This window comes from Variovorax sp. YR266 (genome assembly GCF_900107295.1).
Taxonomy (GTDB): Bacteria; Pseudomonadota; Gammaproteobacteria; order Burkholderiales; family Burkholderiaceae_C; genus Variovorax.
Genome location: NZ_FNPM01000022.1, coordinates 1 through 16,832 on the forward strand (window position 1 = coordinate 1; position 16,832 = coordinate 16,832).

Below are 16,832 nucleotides of genomic sequence, written 5' to 3' on the forward strand. Positions count from 1 at the left end.
GGGCATTCATGGCGAGTGCCATTCCACATGCTGCGCCAGGTCTTCGACATCTGATCGTTCAGCTGCGGTCAAGAGGGCCGTGAGCTGACGCTTACCAATGTTCGATGGTGATCGGCCGTTGCTGAGAACCAAAGCAAAAGTGCCGGTCGGCTCATTGGCCCGCTCCGTTACTCGTAAAAGGCGCTCATCGCCGATGTACCTGATCTGCAAACACCTTTGCAAATGCCCGGACCCAGTGGCGAAAGGAATCTATGGTTAGGAGAAAAAAGCACCTGTAGCCAGTGTTTCCTCGAACTCGTCAGAGCTATTGCTCCGGTGCAGGGTACGCACCTGCCAAAGGTAGAAGCACCTGAGCGCCACATCTTGGGAACCAGCGCCCTCACGATACGCTGTGCCGCGTGAAACGAGTGCTGTACCGCAATTACCGCCTAGCTGCTTCGCGCGCGCTGGTCCCCAGCCCGCGTTCCAGTAGCAAAGGTCAGCGACAACCTTATCATCCACCTTGATCTCAAGTTGCCCATCACGTGGGACGATCTCGGCCTCGGCGATGCCGGGCAGCGTGGGAAGGAAGATGCGGGACGGATACAGATCGAGCTGCAGGTAGCCCAAGCGGGCGAAGTCCAGCGTTCCGGCCATGGGCCAAGCCTTCGACTTAGCTTCCGACAAACGGTCAAGAGTCGGGGGTGCCACGATGGTTGTTGTGCTAAGTGGTTCCGGGCCGACGCAGGGAAGCGGGTGCCCTCGGCGCCAAATAGCCTTGAGGTGTTCCGCCAGGCCCGCGTCTTCGATTTCGCTACCACCGGACTGCGACCAACGCATGAGAGAAACCTCAACGCACCGGTCCATCGTCATCACAACGGGAGAGCTGAAAGCGATCAACTCTCCGTTTGGCCGTACCACCGCTACTCGATCAAGCAGGGCTCGGGATGTAGCCTCTATTGCGCTAGCGTCGCCGTCAAAATCTGTCCGCCCGGGAAACCAGACTGGACGATTTTGCCTAAGCAAAGCCAGAGTTGGATGGATCGGCAGAGCCAAGAGTGCCTTCTCATCTGCCAAATCCGGCGGCATCTTCCAAAGCTGCACGGCGACAGCCAGCGCGCGAAGGAAGGCGGAAATTGCTCGGAGAGCGGCACGCGCAGAAAGCTGGGCGCTGAAACCAGCGCCCAATGGTCCAGCAAAGTGCCAGAGGTCGCCCTGGTAAGGAACGTCGGGATAGGCAGTTCGATTCGCCGTCCATTCGTACGCCATCTGCCGGACAAACGGCAGTCTAGTTTGGGCCTCGAGCCTACTCAAGGCTGTCCGGAACATTCTTGGAAGGTCCACCCCTTGCACGCCATCGAAGTCGTCGGGGATCTCGAAGTCCTCAGGCACCTCCCTCAGGTCCGCGTCGCTCGCTTGGGCGGGAAGTCCTAGGTCGTCCAAGAACAGCTTGGAAAGCAGGGACGGCTTCGGGACGCTGCTCGCAAGCTCAGCAGTGGGCAAATAACGGTACTCTCGTGCCGCCATCCAGAAGATGCTCAGCGCCTCGACCACCTCGGCCTCCAGTTTGCGGGAGCGTAAAAACTGAAGCAATGCCGTCTCAGTTCCGGCTTGCGTCGCTGGCGCGCCCAGCCGGGCAGCCAACTCTTGCATAGCCCACCACCTGGCGGCCGTGGACGGCCATCCAAGGCGTGCGATGAGGATGCGAAGGTCCTGCATTACGCGGCTCCCACGGAAGGGGAAGCCAGTTCAGCGGCCCAGCGCGGCGTCTCTAATGGAAGAGTGCGCGTGTCCTCGATGACGCCGTTGATCATCGTCTCCGCGAAACTCACTGCTTCAGCGATGCGACCCTGCCGAACGTAGAAATAGACCATAGCATCAGTGGGGGCCACCCGCGACCGTACTGGCTCTTCAAACATGCCGTATGTCGTCTCGGTCACGAACTCGTCGCAGCGCTTGGGATAGTACTTGGCAACCAAGTCGAGCCTGGCGCGAGTCTTCTTGTCGCCCTCAAACCCAACCCAAGCACCGCCAACGACCTGCGCGCGGACAAGGTACTTCCAGGCCGCATTCTTCCCGCTCAGCTTGCGCCTCGTATGGAAAGCAAGGTCTGAAAGGTGAAGCACATCCCTTGTCCTCCCCTCTTCCGACAAGAGCAGGCCGTCTAGTGACTCGAGCAATCGCTTGCCTTGGCCTTTGTCGACCCAATGCCGATACCAAGACCGAAGAAGCTTTGTCCGCTCGTTGTAGCTCACTGACAAGCTCTCAAGGAGCTCGTGCAGCTGTTCTGGTTCGAAGGTCGTAACATCGCCCTCGTAGGGCTTGCCATCAATGCCACTTCCGGCGTGCTCCTCCCGCTGCAGGAGTCCGATGTCCCACCCCCCATGCTCTTGCAGAGCTTGAAGCCGCTCAGCTGCACCCGAAACGCCCTCCTGTGCAAGTCGCTGAAGCACGTCGCGGATCTCGGGATGCAGGCCAGTACGTATCAGCGCGTCCAGCGGCCAATCCTCCTTCACACCCTGTTCCACGTAAGCGCGCAGACTGCTTTCCGCCTGCCACCAGTCACCCGCGTGCGTGTGCTCCTCGTACTTGACCACCAGCGCTGACGGCCTCAACTTCGCCAGCAAGGCATCGGCTGCAGCGAGGACGTGCCGCGTGCCCTTTCCATCGGTGTACTGCAAGACCTGGTGGATTTGCGGCGCGACTCGGCCCAACAGCCGACGGGCCTCGTCCGGCGCAACGTCGACCAGGTAACCGATGGCATCGACCGTGTTGTTGAGGGTGGGATCCTTGCGATGAGAATAGCCGGTCGTCAGCTCCCAGGTCTGCCGGCAGAGTTCTCGAGCAGTTGCTGTCAAACCGTGGGCAATCGCGATGCCACAGAGCTGCAGCGGCGCCAGAAGGTGAACGCTCGTTTCCTGCTGGACCTCTGCATCGAGCAGCGTCCGTTGCGAACGCACGAATGCCGCGGCTGTCCCATCGGCCATCCGCGTCAGCGTACCGGCTGCGTACTGGACGCGAAAAGATGTGCTGTCGAACCAGCTCAGCTTGCTGGCCGCGTCCATTGTCTCTTCGGTTAGACCGACTTCTTCGAGGTTGTCAAGGACGATGCTGCCAATACGGATGTCGCACGCAATGCTATGCAGCACATTCCTGAAATCCTCGGCCGCCAAACTCCTATCGTAGCTCTGCCTGAAACGCCGGAACTCCACTGGATCCAGCAATTCATAGAGCTCGTGGAAGTCAACGAACTCGTTGCGCCACCAATGGTGAGCGACCTGCGCAGCAACGCCGGAAAGAAAATCAAGAAACTCGGTGATGTTCTCCCTGTCTTCATAGACAGGCGCTCGCATATAACTGAACGCGGTCCGGCCTTCCGCAGCCATGCAAAGACCCAGGTGCACGGCACTGAAGAACCAATGGTGCACAAACGTGTGCAGGTCCTTCTTTCGTTCGTAGTAGTCGCCTTTCAGCCAATCCACCGGGATCGGAGCAATCAGGAGCTTGCATTCTCTCGCGTGCGCCGCCTCCATCGCAGCAACGAAGGGGGTCCGGGCAAGCTGACTGAAATCGTCGCGCTCGACGACGCTCACTCCCGCCCTCGCGGCCGCACGGACGCAAGCATCGCTGATGATGTTCTTGTGCTCGCCGGAGGCAAGCGAATCAACTAGGGTCATCAGCTCGTCCAGATTTCCCTCTTCAACCAGCATGCGAACTCGAGGCAGCCATATGTCCGGGTCGCTATGAGCAACCAAATGTGCGAGCTCTTCGGGCGTGGCACCGATGACGCCAAGCTCTGCAAAGGCACCGACTAAGAATCGGAGTTCGTCGGCGCCGTTGGTCGATACATACTTTTTGGAGAAACGGCTCAGGCCGCGGTACCGGCGATAGGCTTCTTCGCCGCATGTTTCGGCCAGAACTTGGTCCCCCCGACTTCGCAAGGCCAGTCCAAGCGCAGCAACCCGCAAAATGTCTGTTTCATGCCTTGAGGCAACGGCCTCGCGAACAACACTTTCTTCAGCCGCCAGCGACAACGTGAAGAAGGCAAGCCTCGCCATATCGTCGCTCTGCATCTGGAACTCGGATCCACCGACCATCCGGGACTTGAGGTGTTCCAGCCGGTAGGCTTCTGCAAACGCACCCGAGTCCAGCGCAGCAGCCAGAGCATCTGTGAGCAGTGTGTCAAACAGCGATTCCGGATACCCTTCCTCGAGGCGAAGCATGACCCAGTCACGGGTGAGTCCCGAGATCAGATTCCTTGAATCACCGAGCTTGGCCTGCACGGTCCACAGCCAGTTCACCCGGAGGGCTGTTGGAGCCGAAGTCTCCAGCCATCTCGCTACCTGTGGCATCAACTCCTTCGTACGGTCGATGTAGCCGTCCGTCGAGCGCACGTACGCCGCCAGGCTCTCGTGGAAGATCTTCAGGCCGGCCGCCGACGAGTGAAGCAAATGCTCGACCTTCTCGACCTCGGGCACCGCGGCCCTGACGGAAGCGGCGATCTCGGCGAACGCGGTGCGTGGCCAGAAGAACGAGAAGGCGCAGACGAGGCGCAGCATGTCTTTCAGACTTGGAGGAAGCTTCTCCCATAGAGACGCGTAATAAAACTTTGCGTCTTGGCTCAGATCCCCCTTGAGTTGCTCGACGTCCCACTTGGACAGATTGCGACCGGTGTGTTCCAACTCGGAGGTCGCATAGATGACGTGAAGCGGATGGCCGTTGGTTCTGGCACGAAGCTCAGCTGCCGCATCCTGCAATTGATCCTCTGCCGGCTCTTGACGCCCAAAGCCTGTCGCGAGACGTCCCTCTTGGACTGCCTTGCGCAGGTAGGACAACACTGCGTCCTCCGACATCGCGGGCAGGGTGTGCCATTTGGCCTTTGGGGCCGAAACGAGCAGGTCCGCAGGCAGTTGGGAATCGTCCACCGGTTGAGTACCGACGAGCAACACCATGTTGTCCGCGCACGGCACCACCTGAGAGAACAAGTCGTCTAGTGGCCGCTTGTCCTGGGCATTGATGCGCCAGACGTGATCCAAGCCGTCCAAGATGAGCACGAAGGGCTTGCCGAGCTTCTTGTAGTGCGTAGCGCAGGCTTCCAGCAACGAACGCAGGCCCCCAGCTACCCTCGGGACGTCGGAATGAAACTGTTCAACTTGCGCCCTGATGGATTGCTCGACGACATAGCTGTGCACCCGGTCGCGCCCCCGCTCCGTCGTCGACAGAAAGTAGTGATGACGGACCGTAGGGATGTCCCGCTCGGCGAGCGTGTCGCACAACGCGCTCAAGTAGGTGCTCTTCCCGCGGCCAGGCGGCCCCGAGAGAACGATCGTCTTCCCGACTGCGCCAATAGTGTCCCGAACAAACTTCTTGTGGAACGTCATATCGGGCACTTCGTAGCCCTTGGGAACAACGAAGTCCTCTGGAAGCGGCGCCGGCGGCGTCGCCCGCAAGATCGCGCGAACCTCCGTTAACGTGATCCAACCGTCGGGGGGCGGGAGGTCCTTCTGAATCGCCCAGTTCATGGCGACATTCTTGAGAACCGCAATGCCCTCGGGGGTCCCATGCCCCCGAAGTCGGGCGTCGACTTCGTGCTCCAGCATGGCGTAGCCCTTGTCGCTATGCCTGATGCGTAGTTGGCTGAAGAACGCCTCACAATCCTGCACACTGCCAAGCTCGACGATGACCTCCGAGCGCTTCGGTTCCGGAATTTTGGCGAAGGATATTTTTCCCCCATCCAGGCAAGCCTCGACGTCGACATCCGGTCGGCGGTTGGTCGTGAGTGAGATGTCGCCCATGCGTGCCGGTACTAGCTTCTTGAACGCGTCGAACCACTTGCGAAGCATCGACCGCGACCGCGCAGTCTTGCCGGTCTTCTCAAGCATCCAGTCCCAGGAGAGCAGATGCGCGTCGGGATTCGGCGTGAACTTCACTTGCTGAAGGTCTTCAAAGCCGTCGCTGCGCTCGGCGATGATGTCGTCCAGCCCGGTCGGTGCCACTGCCTCGTCGTCGCATTCGAACTTCACCCGGGTGTAGCGAGCCGGCGCGTCCAGCCAATCGCATAGGACCCTGAGGCCCTGCCGGTTCTGGTAGATGTAGCCTGCGACGGTAATCGCTGTGCTCTTGATATCTTCAGACATGGCGCCGTGCACCTCCAGACGCCGCCAGGACAGCGTCAGCACGCTCCGCGAACTCGTCGATGCGGCTAAACACGACGATGCGACGGTTGTTGGTCACCACGGGAAAGCGCGAGACGACCATGTGCTGCACAGCTTCGATAGCTAGCTTCATCTTCAGCAGGTGCTCGCGGTTGCGCTCCTTCACCAAAGCCTTCTCGTAGGACATCACAAGGCCACGGTTGTATCGGGCAAAGGCGACAGCATCTGAGTCGACGCGAGATAGCCCGATAAAGTTGTTCTTGCACTGGACGTTCCAGATCACGTCGTCCCGCAAGGCAACGATGTCGAATTCCTGCCGACTAATGCGAACGATGTCCTGCACGACAAACCCTTGCTTCTCCAGCACGGTCTTGACCGAGCCCTCGAAGATGAAGCCCGCCCGGATCTGAAAGCGCTTTTTTCGCTCAAGGACCTGCGCCCGCCAAGAATAGAGAAAGCGGCTCAACAGCGAAACCGTAGACAGGTAGTGGTCGCCAACCAAGACGAACGGCGCATAGGTCGACAGGCACTCCATATACGTGGCGGCCTCGCATGTCAGCGCCGCGATGAGGGCCGTTGAAGCGCCCGCCTCAGCAGTCAGCGTCGCCAGTTCTGCGGGGGAGATGCGAATCCAATAGTCGTCGTCAACGAAGTCCTTGGAAAGGCGGCGCACCAGTGTCGCCGCGACGGCGAACTCGGTGTCACATAGGTCGAATTCGGCGTACAGCGCTTCGGTGTGCAGGATGTCGTTCCTCAACTCCGCGGCCGAAAAGAGCCGATCGGGTCGAAGCGGCTCCTTGGCCTCAAGCAACTGAGACCCGTCTGCCGACTCATGCATCTCCAAGATAGAGGCACGCTCCGGCTCCAGGAAAAGGCTGTCTAACATCGCCACCTCAGCGGCCGGGTCCTCCGGAATGCCTAGGCGCTCCTGCGCAAGCTTCACCATCAAGGCGTACTGCGCACCCATCATCGGCGCGGCGCTGAACTCCACAATGGGTAAGAAAACGTTGAGCGCCTCATGCTGGTTGAGGAGCTGAGAGCCGCGGCATGCGGTCGGGACGAAATGCAGCAGGCCTACGAGGTGGCGCCGCCGTGATTGAAGATAGCCCATCATCGCCTCCACCGACTGAAAGCCACTTGCTGCCTCAAGTGCTCCATGGCGCGCGAAGGCCACGCCGATGTCGGACCCCTGGAGGATCAGCAACGAGAGCCGGTCGACGAGCGCACTGTCGAATCGTGCCGCAAGGCGTTTGCGGACATGTGCGAGCTGGAGTAAATGCTGGCCACTCCGGAAGACCGGAAATCCGTACAACTGCTCCTCAAAGGCGTCATCGTCCCAGTCAACCGTGCCCAGGTTGATGAGTTCCTCGACGGCACGCAGCATCTCCAGCAAATCTCGCGCGGCCGAGTTTGCCTCGTATGGCGCCAGCGCAGCACCAACACGCGCCTGCAGCTCAGCTAGCCTGGTTTGAACCTCGTCGCGCGAAAATAATTCAGACATTGTGAGTAAAGATGTTGGATGGTGCCGAGGTCGTGCGCGCCGAACTTGCGGCGGATAAAGACAACAACCGCAGCCTGCCGGCGGAGATCTGCTCAAACGACGGGTCGGGAGGAATCTCTCACGAAGAGGCAGAGCTTCTGTGCGGTCTGCTTGGAAAACCACTCTTCCCCCGCGCCCCGAAAGCCAAGCTTAGCGAGCGTTGCGTGCATACCGACATTTGAGGCGCGCGACGTCGCGAAGATGCCGGCGCTGCCTGCCGCTTGAATCAGAGGCTCACAGAGGGGCAACGAAAGCTTTGCACCACGCGCACTGATCAGCAAAAAGACCCAGCCAAGTTCAAGCGGGAGCAACTCTTGCGAGAGTTCGAACTTGGCGCTGGAAGAAATGCGGCGGCGGTAGCTAGCTTCAGGCCTCTTGAGTCCAGCCACGCCGGCAAGGGAACCGTCGCGACGCAGAAAACTGAGAATTCTTGCGCCGGCTACACGTTGGGATAGACCGTGCGGGGACACTTCGCCGCCTTGGAGAACAAGAGAAACGAAATCGCGAACCTCAGCGGCATCGCAATCGGCAGGGGACTTGGCAGTGACGTGGTTCATGCTATCTAAACATCGACTCGAACGGCGGTGAAAATTTGAGAAGCTCACTCAGACTGTCTTGTGTCCCCGAATACTGAGCGCTACCGACTCGATGTCGTGCTCACGAACTTCCGATGCAGATTTGACCGTCAGATCCTTCTTGAGAATTCCAAGTTCGAAGAGAAATCGAGGAGGCGACGCGAGCACAGCGGGCACCAAGTTGTAGATCTTGAATTGCCGGTATGAGCTCAGGAAATTTTCAAGGTTGATGCTGTTCCCCGGTTCTATCGTCATTGAGCGCGTTGACACAAACATGGGACGCGCCGATCTCGTGCCTTCTTCAGCGAGGCTTGGCGCAAACTGAACGCAGTAGTGATGAGGGCTGGACTGCGGGAGATGGCGGATGATCGATACGGCAAGTTCTTCATTCCTATCGACAGACCCGAAGCGCGCTCGCCAGTGCTCGAAGATCTTCCGCGCGGCGACCTCATTCTCAAAAAGTACCGCCATCACAGGGGGATGCTCATCCCCGAACTGAAGATAGCCGCAGCCCCGCCATTTGGCTTGATCCCATGCGTGAACGTTGATCACAGAGTTGACGGCCATCTCTTTGTGATCTTTGAATTCGGGCATCCCGGCATCCGGTTTTTTCGGCGCGCCCGCCGTTGCGGGGTGCTCAATGCGTGGCAGTTTTATCTCTTGTCCGAGAAAGGGGTATGAGCGCTGGATAAGGTTGCTCCAATCGTCCAGTTGCGTAAAGCTGCGCGATGTCACGCGGCGATAGCTGTTCTGCTCCGTGGCGATCATGATCATGCGCTGCTGGACAGCTTCATCCGTAAACAGGTTTTCGAGCAGCGCCGTCATGTCCTTGACGATGCACGTCGTGCCGAGTACGTGACCGGAAACGGACATAAAAAATTTCCGCACGTCGTGCTGTCGCTCCAGTTGTGCGACTGGAAGCCCGCGCGGCCAGGTGACGGTACCTGTCATATCGAGCGTGCTTGTTTCGACAACGGGTTCCTGGATGGCATCGCTCTGGACGACAGAAATTCGGAATAGCTCGGTGTGCGGCACCACGCGCTGCTCGATGATGGTCGCAAAGAAGGCCTCCAGTGAGCCGAGTATCAGCTCTGCGACGGCGATGGATTCATTGCTGTCGATCAGGACCTCGACTTTCATCCCGAGAATCGTGGTTGCGAAAGTCTGGGGGCCGTTACTGTTGACGATCAGCGGGCCGCCGAGGCGTTCAACAAGAGGTCGGCTCTTCAGCATCGAGAGGATCTGCTTCACGCCTTCGTCTGATTCTTCCTTCGGCAGGCTCCCATCTTCACGAAGAAGATCCGTATAGCCAAGCGCAAAAAGGAGTCCGGTCCGGGCCATGAACAGGCCCAGTGCTTCCAGGATGTCGGGGACTGCTTCCAGCTTGCGGAGATCGTCTTCTTGGAGATTAAGAAAGTAGCTGCCCAAAGCGATATCCAATTCTTGAATCTCGCTCTTTACTTTCGCTTTTGCTTCCTCGGCCAAGGGCATCGAAACAACGCAGCCTTTCATCAACTGAATCGCTTGGAGGCAATCGGGTAGGTGGCAAAGCTCCAGTGCGGTCCAGGCCCAGACCTTCATCGTGACCGTGAAGACTGGCGGCAGCTGATGCTCTTCCTCACCCTGAATAACCAAGGAGGCAGCTGCAAAAACACAGCTTGCTCGCGTTGCCCAAAGCAGGCCGGCGCTGCGGTAGCCAAGAGTGAGAAGATGCATGGCATCGACGAGGGGCTCCGCGTATTCCCGCTTTGACAGGCCGAATGCGGCCTTGCCCGCCCAGCGAATCATGTCAAAACGGGCAGAAAAATCGAGCTTCTGGGCGCGCTTGAGAAGAAGGAGCGCGCCTTCCCCTTCGCCTTTTCGAGCGCCGATAAATTCGGCGAGCTTCTCGACGAGCGCGCTGTATGTGGGATCGTTTCCACCGACATTGCCGACAGCCTCGATGAAAGAGACCAAGCTGTCGGTATCGAACTCCCCAAGGCCTGCGGCCTTCTCCAGAATGGCTGTGAGGCCCTTCCATATGCTTGGCAGCTCGTCGAGCTTGTGAGCCAGCATGAATTTGTTGAGCTTGATGCGCAGGAGTGCGGTCTGCGCCTCCAGGCTGTTGTTCGGTCGATCCGGATCGCCGGCGATCAACGTCAGCGCTTGCTCCAACTTGGCTGTTCGCTCGTCAAAGCGGCACTCCACAGGCGTTAGGTGCTTGTGAACGAGAGCATTTACAAGCAGTTGATTGAGGTTGCACAAGAACTCTAAATTCTTGGCATGTTCGGATTGAACCGCGCGATCCTGAAAATGATCGTAAGCAGCGTTCAGCGATCGGAAATCATCGAACCACCAGAAATCGGTCCAGATCTTTTCGTACTCGACCTCAAGCTTCTGCCTGAAGCTGCCATGAGCTTCTGCGAGGCGGATGGCGCGGCTGAATCGGCCTTCCGTTTCGATGCGTGGCCGTTCCAGGCCTCTGGAAAGCTTGGCGGCTACAAGGGCCTCCATGGCACGTTGTTGCTCCATGCCGCGAAAAGCTTCGGGGTTTTCAATCCCTCGCTCAACGTCTTCCAGTTGCTGGGCACGTGAGTAATCGAGTGGCCCAAGTCTCGACGGCGCTTTAATGGTTTCGCCGACTTTCAGATAGTTGACGGCAAGGTCGATACGCGCGTTTTCGATGATCTCTTTCACGATCCATGTACGGTCATGGACCGTCACCGGTACACCGTACTTTTCGGAAAGCTCGTGCTCAAGCGCTGCACAATTTTTGGACTTGGCAAAGCGGCTTGTGACACAGATTATTCTGTCGTAGGCCCTGCCTGTGTCGACGAGCCCCTGCACATCCTTGCGCACCTTGTCTGCCCAGGTGGATTTAGCGCTGAAGGCAAATGCCCATTTCTCAGAGCCGTTTGCAACGCCTACATAGGTCAGGCCGGAGATCTCTTCGGCAACCGGATAGGTCTCCGTATCGGCCTTGCTGTCGCCCCCGCCATCCGGGCCGGTTTGGGGGCGTAGATTTGGGCAGATGGTTCTCTCACAGAGCTTCCGGCAGAACACTTCAAAGTCATGTGTCTGATTGCGGGAGGTTATGGAGTCCAGATGGTATTCAAGAACCGGAGAACTTAGAACATGGGTCTCTCTGTCCTTGGTGTCAGAGTAAACCTCCGGGCGAAGCTCGCGCATGAATTTGGAGGGCCAAACTTCGGGCAAAGGCTCTTGTTCAATCTCTTCGATTTTGCTCGCCGCATCATGTTTCATGAGCTCAATCGTAGGGGATCACCACCAAGGAGACCAACAAATTTTCCCCAAGGAGAAGGTTGCAAGCGTTCTTGCTTTCTGATCGAATTCTCATTCGCTGCTTCGAGGTGCGGCAACGGTGCAAGTAGCTGATTGCGAGAAGACTACTGTTACCGTCCTAGCTTGTGCTCTGCGGCGGCAGGCAGAATGCATCCATGCCAAACATCGCATCCATCCTGAAAGCCGAGATCTCCCGCGTTGCTCGCAAGGAAGTTCGCGCAGAGATCGAAATCCTCAAGAAAGCTTCTGCTCTTCACCGCTCTTCTATCGCTGATTTGCGTCGGCAGGTGAGGGGATTGGAAAAGGAACTGCGGCGCGTGGCCAAGAGTTCCGCGCGCAGTCGGCTTGTGGATGCTCCCGAGGCATCCGAGTCGGGGCAGGCGCGCAGGTTCAGCGCAACCCGACTGGCCGGACATCGCGAGAAGCTGGGCCTTTCTGCTGCGGCATACGGGCAGCTTGCCGGTGTGTCTGGCCAGACGATTTACAACTGGGAGCAGGGCAAGGGGCGCCCAAAGCCTGAGCAGCTTCAGAGCCTTGCGTCTGTGCGAGCTTTGGGGAGGCGAGAAGTGGCTGAATGGTTGAGCGCGAAGTAGGGACCGTAACCGATGCCGTGCGCGCACGGCAAGCCAACTCACCATGGCTGCCGAAACGACTGCAGCTGTAACTGTGCAGTACGACTCGCGAAGGAGATTTATGGATTCAGGAAACGTGTCGGCAATCATCGCCGCATGCGCCGGCATCGGTGGCGTCCTCTTGGGCAACTCGTTCCTCACGATCAAGGAAGTCGTCGCTAGCCACTTCAAACGGAAGAAGGACGCAGAATACCTCGCCATCATCGTCGTGTCGCACCTGGATCGATTCGCGACCGGATGCCTGCAGGTGGCCTATGACGATGGCACAGAGGAAGGTCGGCCCGCTGGGAACAATGGCTCGTACTGGGCACCAACGACTAAACCACCCACCCTTGAGCCTTTAGATATCAAAGTCGAGTGGAAATCACTCCCGCGTGATCTGATGTACGCCGTGCTACAAATTCCAGATAAACAGGAGCACCTATCGCACGAACTTTCGGGCGTCTACGAGTTTGACGACTTCCCAGAGTACACAGAATACTTCCGCGCTCGTCGGCATGGGTACGCCGAACTCGGGTTAGAGGTTTCAGAAGTCGCCAGAAAGCTCCGGAAGCATGCCCGCATGCCGATTGAGAAACTTGTACCGGGCGTATGGAACCGGGAAATAGCTTTACGCGAAGCCATGGAAAAGATCATCGAAGAGCGCGCCGCGTACAAGAAGCGCGTCGATGAGTATCAGAAGGCGCAAGCTGCTCTATCGGCGATCCCAACTTAATAAGGACTAGACATGGACCAGAACGAACTGACGGTCGGCGAACTGAAGGAGCGGCTCAACCTTTATCCTGATAGCACCAAGATTCTGATCAGCGGTGGGCTCGCGTTCTATCGATTTAAGAACTGGGGTGACGACGCAGTCGTGCTCGAATTCAATGAACCGCAGGGCTATCTTTCCGAAGTCTTTAAGCGGCGAAACCCGAACGTGAAGGTCGTCTTCATCGACACGGCCGCAGCGGACATGCAGGAGAACGGAATCGTGGGGTCAATTGACGTGAATGTGAGTTAAGAGCGATCCAGGCTAAATACGCCGCAGTCTGAAGAGGAGGTTGATCTGTGCGGCTCGGATGGGCCGCACGGAAGAGCTTCATTTCAACCGAACCTCGACGTGCACAAACCCAGTCGCGTCGGGCGCGTCCACGACATCGAGGTATGGCTGAGCGCGCACCAGCTCGCCGAGTTTCTTGAAGCCATAGTTTCTCGGATCGAATGATGTGTGCGTCTTGCCCATGAGGCCACCGACAGTGGATAGCCTGGACCATCCACTGTCTCTGACCGTCTCTCGGATGGCATGCGTCAGCAACTCTCTGAGGTCGGGCACATCGGGAACCTGCACCGGCGCTGCGGCTTCGACGGGTCGTTTCAGAACCTCAAAGAAGATGAACTTGTCGCACGCGGCGATGAAGGGCTCCGGTGTCTTCCGTTCACCCAAACCGTAAACGACCTTGCCAGCCTCCCGGAGGCGCGTCGCGAGACGGGTGAAGTCACTGTCGCTCGATACCAGGCAAAAGCCGTCGACGTTGCCCGCGTACAGGAGGTCCATCGCGTCGATGATGAACGCCGAGTCTGTCGAGTTCTTTCCCTGTGTATAGGCGAACTGCTGGATAGGCTGAATGGCGTGTCGATGGAGATGGGCTTTCCAACCGACCAGGTTCTGCGTGGTCCAGTCGCCAAACGCCCGCTTGACCGTGGTGGTTCCGAACTTGGCGACCTCTTCGAGAAGTTCCTTTGCCACCGAAGCGGAGGCGTTGTCTGCGTCGATGAGAACCGCCAGCCGGGTGGTATCTGTGCTTGCCAAGTTGCTTCTCGCCTGAATCGTGAAGGAGCGCCGATTCTCGGCGGCAATTTCGTGGATGGGAAGCAGCCGCTTCTTGCAGGTGGCGACGCATGCCAAGGTGCAACGCGCCGCCGACCGACCTTGGGTAGTCGGAATATGCCGGCTCTCGATTGGTCTGGCTGCACCTGTCGTTGATGGTCGGTTGCGGATGCCAGCCGGCGACGCCTCTCTCACGGCATGACAAGAATAAGCTGTAGATCGAGCCAGGTGGATCAGCTCAGGGCAGAAACGCCGAACTGCAAAACACTAGGTATAGGGGTTGCGTGGAGAGAAAGCACTAGATATAGTGTTTTCGCCATGGTCGGCGCTTTACGCCGTTGAAGGGAATGGATATGGCCAACAACTCCAAACAGACGTCCTCGCGCGTCGCCTCCGTGGCTGGCAAGACGCTTCAGAGCGGATCTGCGAGCGCGGTTCAGAAGTCGCTTGCCGGCTCGGCTTTGCGGCAGGCTGGCTCGTCGGCGCAGACTGGCGCCGCGACGGAACAAAAGGCCTCTCGCGCCTTGGATAGTTCCAAGTCTTCTTCGGTCACCAAGACGCTGGCGGGCAGCGTGGTATCGCAGTCGAATCGCTCGCGCTAGGCGGTTTGGGGAGTGCGAACACTTCGCCATTCGTGGACGCGAGAATAAGCCGGGCGTGTTGACTCTGTTGGGCTACTTTCACTTGTCGGTGGCAGGCTAGGGGCGCGAGCTGCACAGGCGTGTTGAGCGTCAGGTTCATTGCATTCAGTGCGTTGCCTGCCGATGTCCGCCGCTGAACCAAGCAATAGGATCGGTTTATGGCTGTATCTCGCGAACGTCTTGTAGATCTGCTCATCGATCCAAGGGAAGACTTGGATTGCGAAGTCAAGAACTGGTTGGATCTGTCCAACTCGAACGATGACAAGGCGACCTTCGCCAAGGCTGCACTCGCTCTCGCGAATCACGGCGGTGGCTTCATCATCCTCGGGCTCGTTGAGGCGGATGCGCGCATGGTGGAAGCAGATGGCCGACCTGCCACGCTTGATGCCTATGGGCAAGACTTGATTAACGGCATCGTGCAGAACTACTGCGACCCGCCTTTTCACTGCGCTGTGCACGTCGTAGTCAATCCGGCTGGCGCCTCGTTTCCGGTGGTCGTCATTCCGGGCGGTCATCGGGTGCCGGTGAGGGCGCGACGAGCGGGTCCGAACGGGAACACCGTTCAGAACCACGCGATTTACATTCGCAAGTCAGGCCCACGCAGCGAGACTCCACAGAGTGCGCAGGACTGGGATGAACTTCTCGCTCGCTGCCTTCGCAATCGTCGCGACGACATGTTCGATCAGATCAGAGATTTGATCACTGGAGCCGTTCCGCAGGCCCCACAGCCAGTTCGACCCGCTCGACTTGACGAGTGGGGTGCTGCCAGCCGGGCGCGCTGGAATGGGCTGCTGGGTACGCTCCCTCCCGACGTTGGACCTCGGATGCCGCATGGCCGCTATAGCTTCGCATACGAGATCATCGGTGAGCGACGTGCGATAGGTATTGGCGAGCTACCGGAGGTGCTGAGGGCCAGCGTTGTTAGGCACACCGGCTGGCCGCCTTTTTGGTATCCGACGAGGGCTGGAATTGAGCCCTACCCATTTGACGGCGTTGTTGAGTGTTGGCTGGGAAACGATCCGGAAACAGCGCCTGAAGATCGAGACCCAGCACATTCTGATTTTTGGCGAATACACCCGGATGGTCTGGCGTACCTCATTCGCGGCTATCAGGAAGATGCGATGGAGGAACGCCGCGGTCGTCCTTCCTATGCGCCGGCCACCATCTTCGACCTGACCTTGCCTGTCTGGAGGGCAGGTGAAACATTGCTGCATGCCGGCAGCTTGGCTGGCAGACTTTTTGAAGGACCGACCACGATCAAATTTGTCGCTGTCTATGAAGGATTGGCTGGCCGTTCCTTGGCGAGCATCGACGACCGCCGCTTCATCCACCGCAGGGTCGCTCGTCAGGACACCATTACCCTGACGACGCACATCGACGCGCAATCCATCGGCGCCAACCTGCCCGAGATTGTTCAACCTTTGTTGGCTCCGCTCTATGCGCTGTTCGACTTCTTCGACCTGCCCATGCAACTGGTGGTGGAAGAATTGAACCGCATGAGAGCCAACAATTATTGAAGGCCTCTCCGACTTGCATGCTGCTGCTAGATGCAGGCCAGCGGCGTAAACAGGGTCAGGGCGCGCAGCGTGATGTTGATCGCGTCCTGTACCTTGCCCGTCGGTGTCCGCCCAATGAACCAGAGCCGACCGGGCGGCTGCGATTCGAGCATCAGTTCGAGGAAGCACCTCACCACGTCGTCATCCCGGCCGCAGCAGGTAATGTGGCCTCGGTGATGCCGACCTCCCCATCAGCCGTCGACGGGTGAACTGGCTGCGCGTTCTTCACTGGCCGCACGCGGATGTCGCCCGAGTCGAGCAGGCGCACGTAAACGTAGTCCCCTGGCTGCAGCCCTGCCGCTTGCGCCACCTCGCAGGGCAGGCGAAGGCCGATGGAATGCCCCCAGCGCGTAAGTCGCATCATTTCGGCTCCTTTCAAGCAATGACTAGCCATTGCATATAGCAGCGAGAAATTGCAGAGCGGCGCGCGGCAAACCGGCGACCGCGCGCGGCCCTGCGACATTGCCCTCAAGCCTCGATGCTTTCAGGCTCTTGGGGCATCACTCGAACGTCCTGGTCGGTCAGTGAAGGCGCTTTGTTGTTACCTCGATGCAGGGCTGAAGGTCTCCTTCTTCATCGGATTGGAAGACAGTTTTGATCACAAGCTCGTACTGTTTCAGCCGGTAGCGGGACGTGACGGTCGCGCGGCGTTCAAGCGCGGC

The 16,832-nt window shown here is 58.6% G+C and carries 13 protein-coding genes; 5 read left to right on the top strand and 8 right to left on the bottom strand.

Annotated elements, in window-relative coordinates; translation table 11 throughout:
* Window positions 1-255: 255 nt before the first annotated feature.
* The 5 genes from BLW48_RS32890 to BLW48_RS32905 all read right to left on the bottom strand — a co-directional run bounded on the left by BLW48_RS32890 (window position 256) and on the right by BLW48_RS32905 (window position 11,492).
* Entirely contained in the window at window positions 256-1,698 is a 1,443-nt protein-coding gene (locus BLW48_RS32890) for a multidrug DMT transporter permease (RefSeq protein ID WP_093179841.1), read from the bottom strand.
* The gene (locus tag BLW48_RS32895) at window positions 1,698-6,158 is read right to left on the bottom strand and encodes an ATP-binding protein (RefSeq protein WP_256331051.1); all 4,461 of its coding nucleotides are present in this window, start codon (window positions 6,156-6,158) and stop codon (window positions 1,698-1,700) included. Before BLW48_RS32895 ends, BLW48_RS32890 begins: the two co-directional genes overlap by 1 nt.
* Window positions 6,109-7,635, bottom strand: a complete 1,527-nt coding sequence (locus tag BLW48_RS32900) for a hypothetical protein (protein WP_093179842.1) — start codon at window positions 7,633-7,635, stop codon at window positions 6,109-6,111. Before BLW48_RS32900 ends, BLW48_RS32895 begins: the two co-directional genes overlap by 50 nt.
* Window positions 7,636-7,727: 92 nt before the next feature.
* Complete coding sequence (locus tag BLW48_RS35230) at window positions 7,728-8,231, bottom strand: N-acetyltransferase (RefSeq protein WP_143047850.1); 504 nt, start codon at window positions 8,229-8,231, stop codon at window positions 7,728-7,730.
* Window positions 8,232-8,279: 48 nt separating this feature from the next.
* Window positions 8,280-11,492 (bottom strand): hypothetical protein, encoded by a 3,213-nt coding sequence (locus tag BLW48_RS32905; protein ID WP_218137559.1) that lies wholly within the window; start codon window positions 11,490-11,492, stop codon window positions 8,280-8,282.
* 194 nt (window positions 11,493-11,686) lie between these two features.
* On the opposite strand from BLW48_RS32905, the gene BLW48_RS32910 reads away from it, so the two are divergent.
* The 3 genes from BLW48_RS32910 to BLW48_RS32920 are packed head-to-tail and all read left to right on the top strand — an operon-like array spanning window position 11,687 to window position 13,166.
* Entirely contained in the window at window positions 11,687-12,124 is a 438-nt protein-coding gene (locus BLW48_RS32910) for a helix-turn-helix domain-containing protein (RefSeq protein WP_093179844.1), read from the top strand.
* A gap of 43 nt (window positions 12,125-12,167) precedes the next feature.
* Window positions 12,168-12,878, top strand: coding sequence for a hypothetical protein (locus BLW48_RS32915; RefSeq protein WP_256331052.1), 711 nt, complete (start codon window positions 12,168-12,170; stop codon window positions 12,876-12,878).
* Window positions 12,879-12,890: 12 nt separating this feature from the next.
* Window positions 12,891-13,166, top strand: a complete 276-nt coding sequence (locus BLW48_RS32920) for a hypothetical protein (RefSeq protein ID WP_093179847.1) — start codon at window positions 12,891-12,893, stop codon at window positions 13,164-13,166.
* A 78-nt stretch (window positions 13,167-13,244) separates the two neighbouring features.
* Here the strand turns inward: BLW48_RS32920 and BLW48_RS32925 are convergent, their stop codons facing one another.
* Window positions 13,245-14,051: an NYN domain-containing protein gene (locus tag BLW48_RS32925; RefSeq protein ID WP_256331053.1), complete on the bottom strand. Its 807-nt coding sequence runs from the start codon at window positions 14,049-14,051 to the stop codon at window positions 13,245-13,247.
* A 275-nt stretch (window positions 14,052-14,326) separates the two neighbouring features.
* Between BLW48_RS32925 and BLW48_RS32930 the strand changes: the two genes are divergently transcribed.
* Together BLW48_RS32930 and BLW48_RS35235 are read left to right on the top strand one after the other, a co-directional pair.
* Window positions 14,327-14,575 carry a hypothetical protein gene (locus tag BLW48_RS32930; protein WP_093179848.1) on the top strand — a complete coding sequence of 83 codons (249 nt, stop codon included), beginning with the start codon at window positions 14,327-14,329 and terminating at the stop codon, window positions 14,573-14,575.
* 197 nt (window positions 14,576-14,772) lie between these two features.
* Window positions 14,773-16,131 (top strand): AlbA family DNA-binding domain-containing protein, encoded by a 1,359-nt coding sequence (locus tag BLW48_RS35235; protein ID WP_143047851.1) that lies wholly within the window; start codon window positions 14,773-14,775, stop codon window positions 16,129-16,131.
* A 26-nt stretch (window positions 16,132-16,157) separates the two neighbouring features.
* On the opposite strand, the gene BLW48_RS35545 is transcribed toward BLW48_RS35235, so the two are convergent.
* Entirely contained in the window at window positions 16,158-16,307 is a 150-nt protein-coding gene (locus BLW48_RS35545; RefSeq protein WP_177142492.1) for a hypothetical protein, read from the bottom strand.
* On the bottom strand, window positions 16,301-16,534 hold the full coding sequence (locus BLW48_RS32940) for an AbrB/MazE/SpoVT family DNA-binding domain-containing protein (RefSeq protein WP_093179851.1): 234 nt from the start codon (window positions 16,532-16,534) through the stop codon (window positions 16,301-16,303). Before BLW48_RS32940 ends, BLW48_RS35545 begins: the two co-directional genes overlap by 7 nt.
* Window positions 16,535-16,832: the final 298 nt, after the last annotated feature.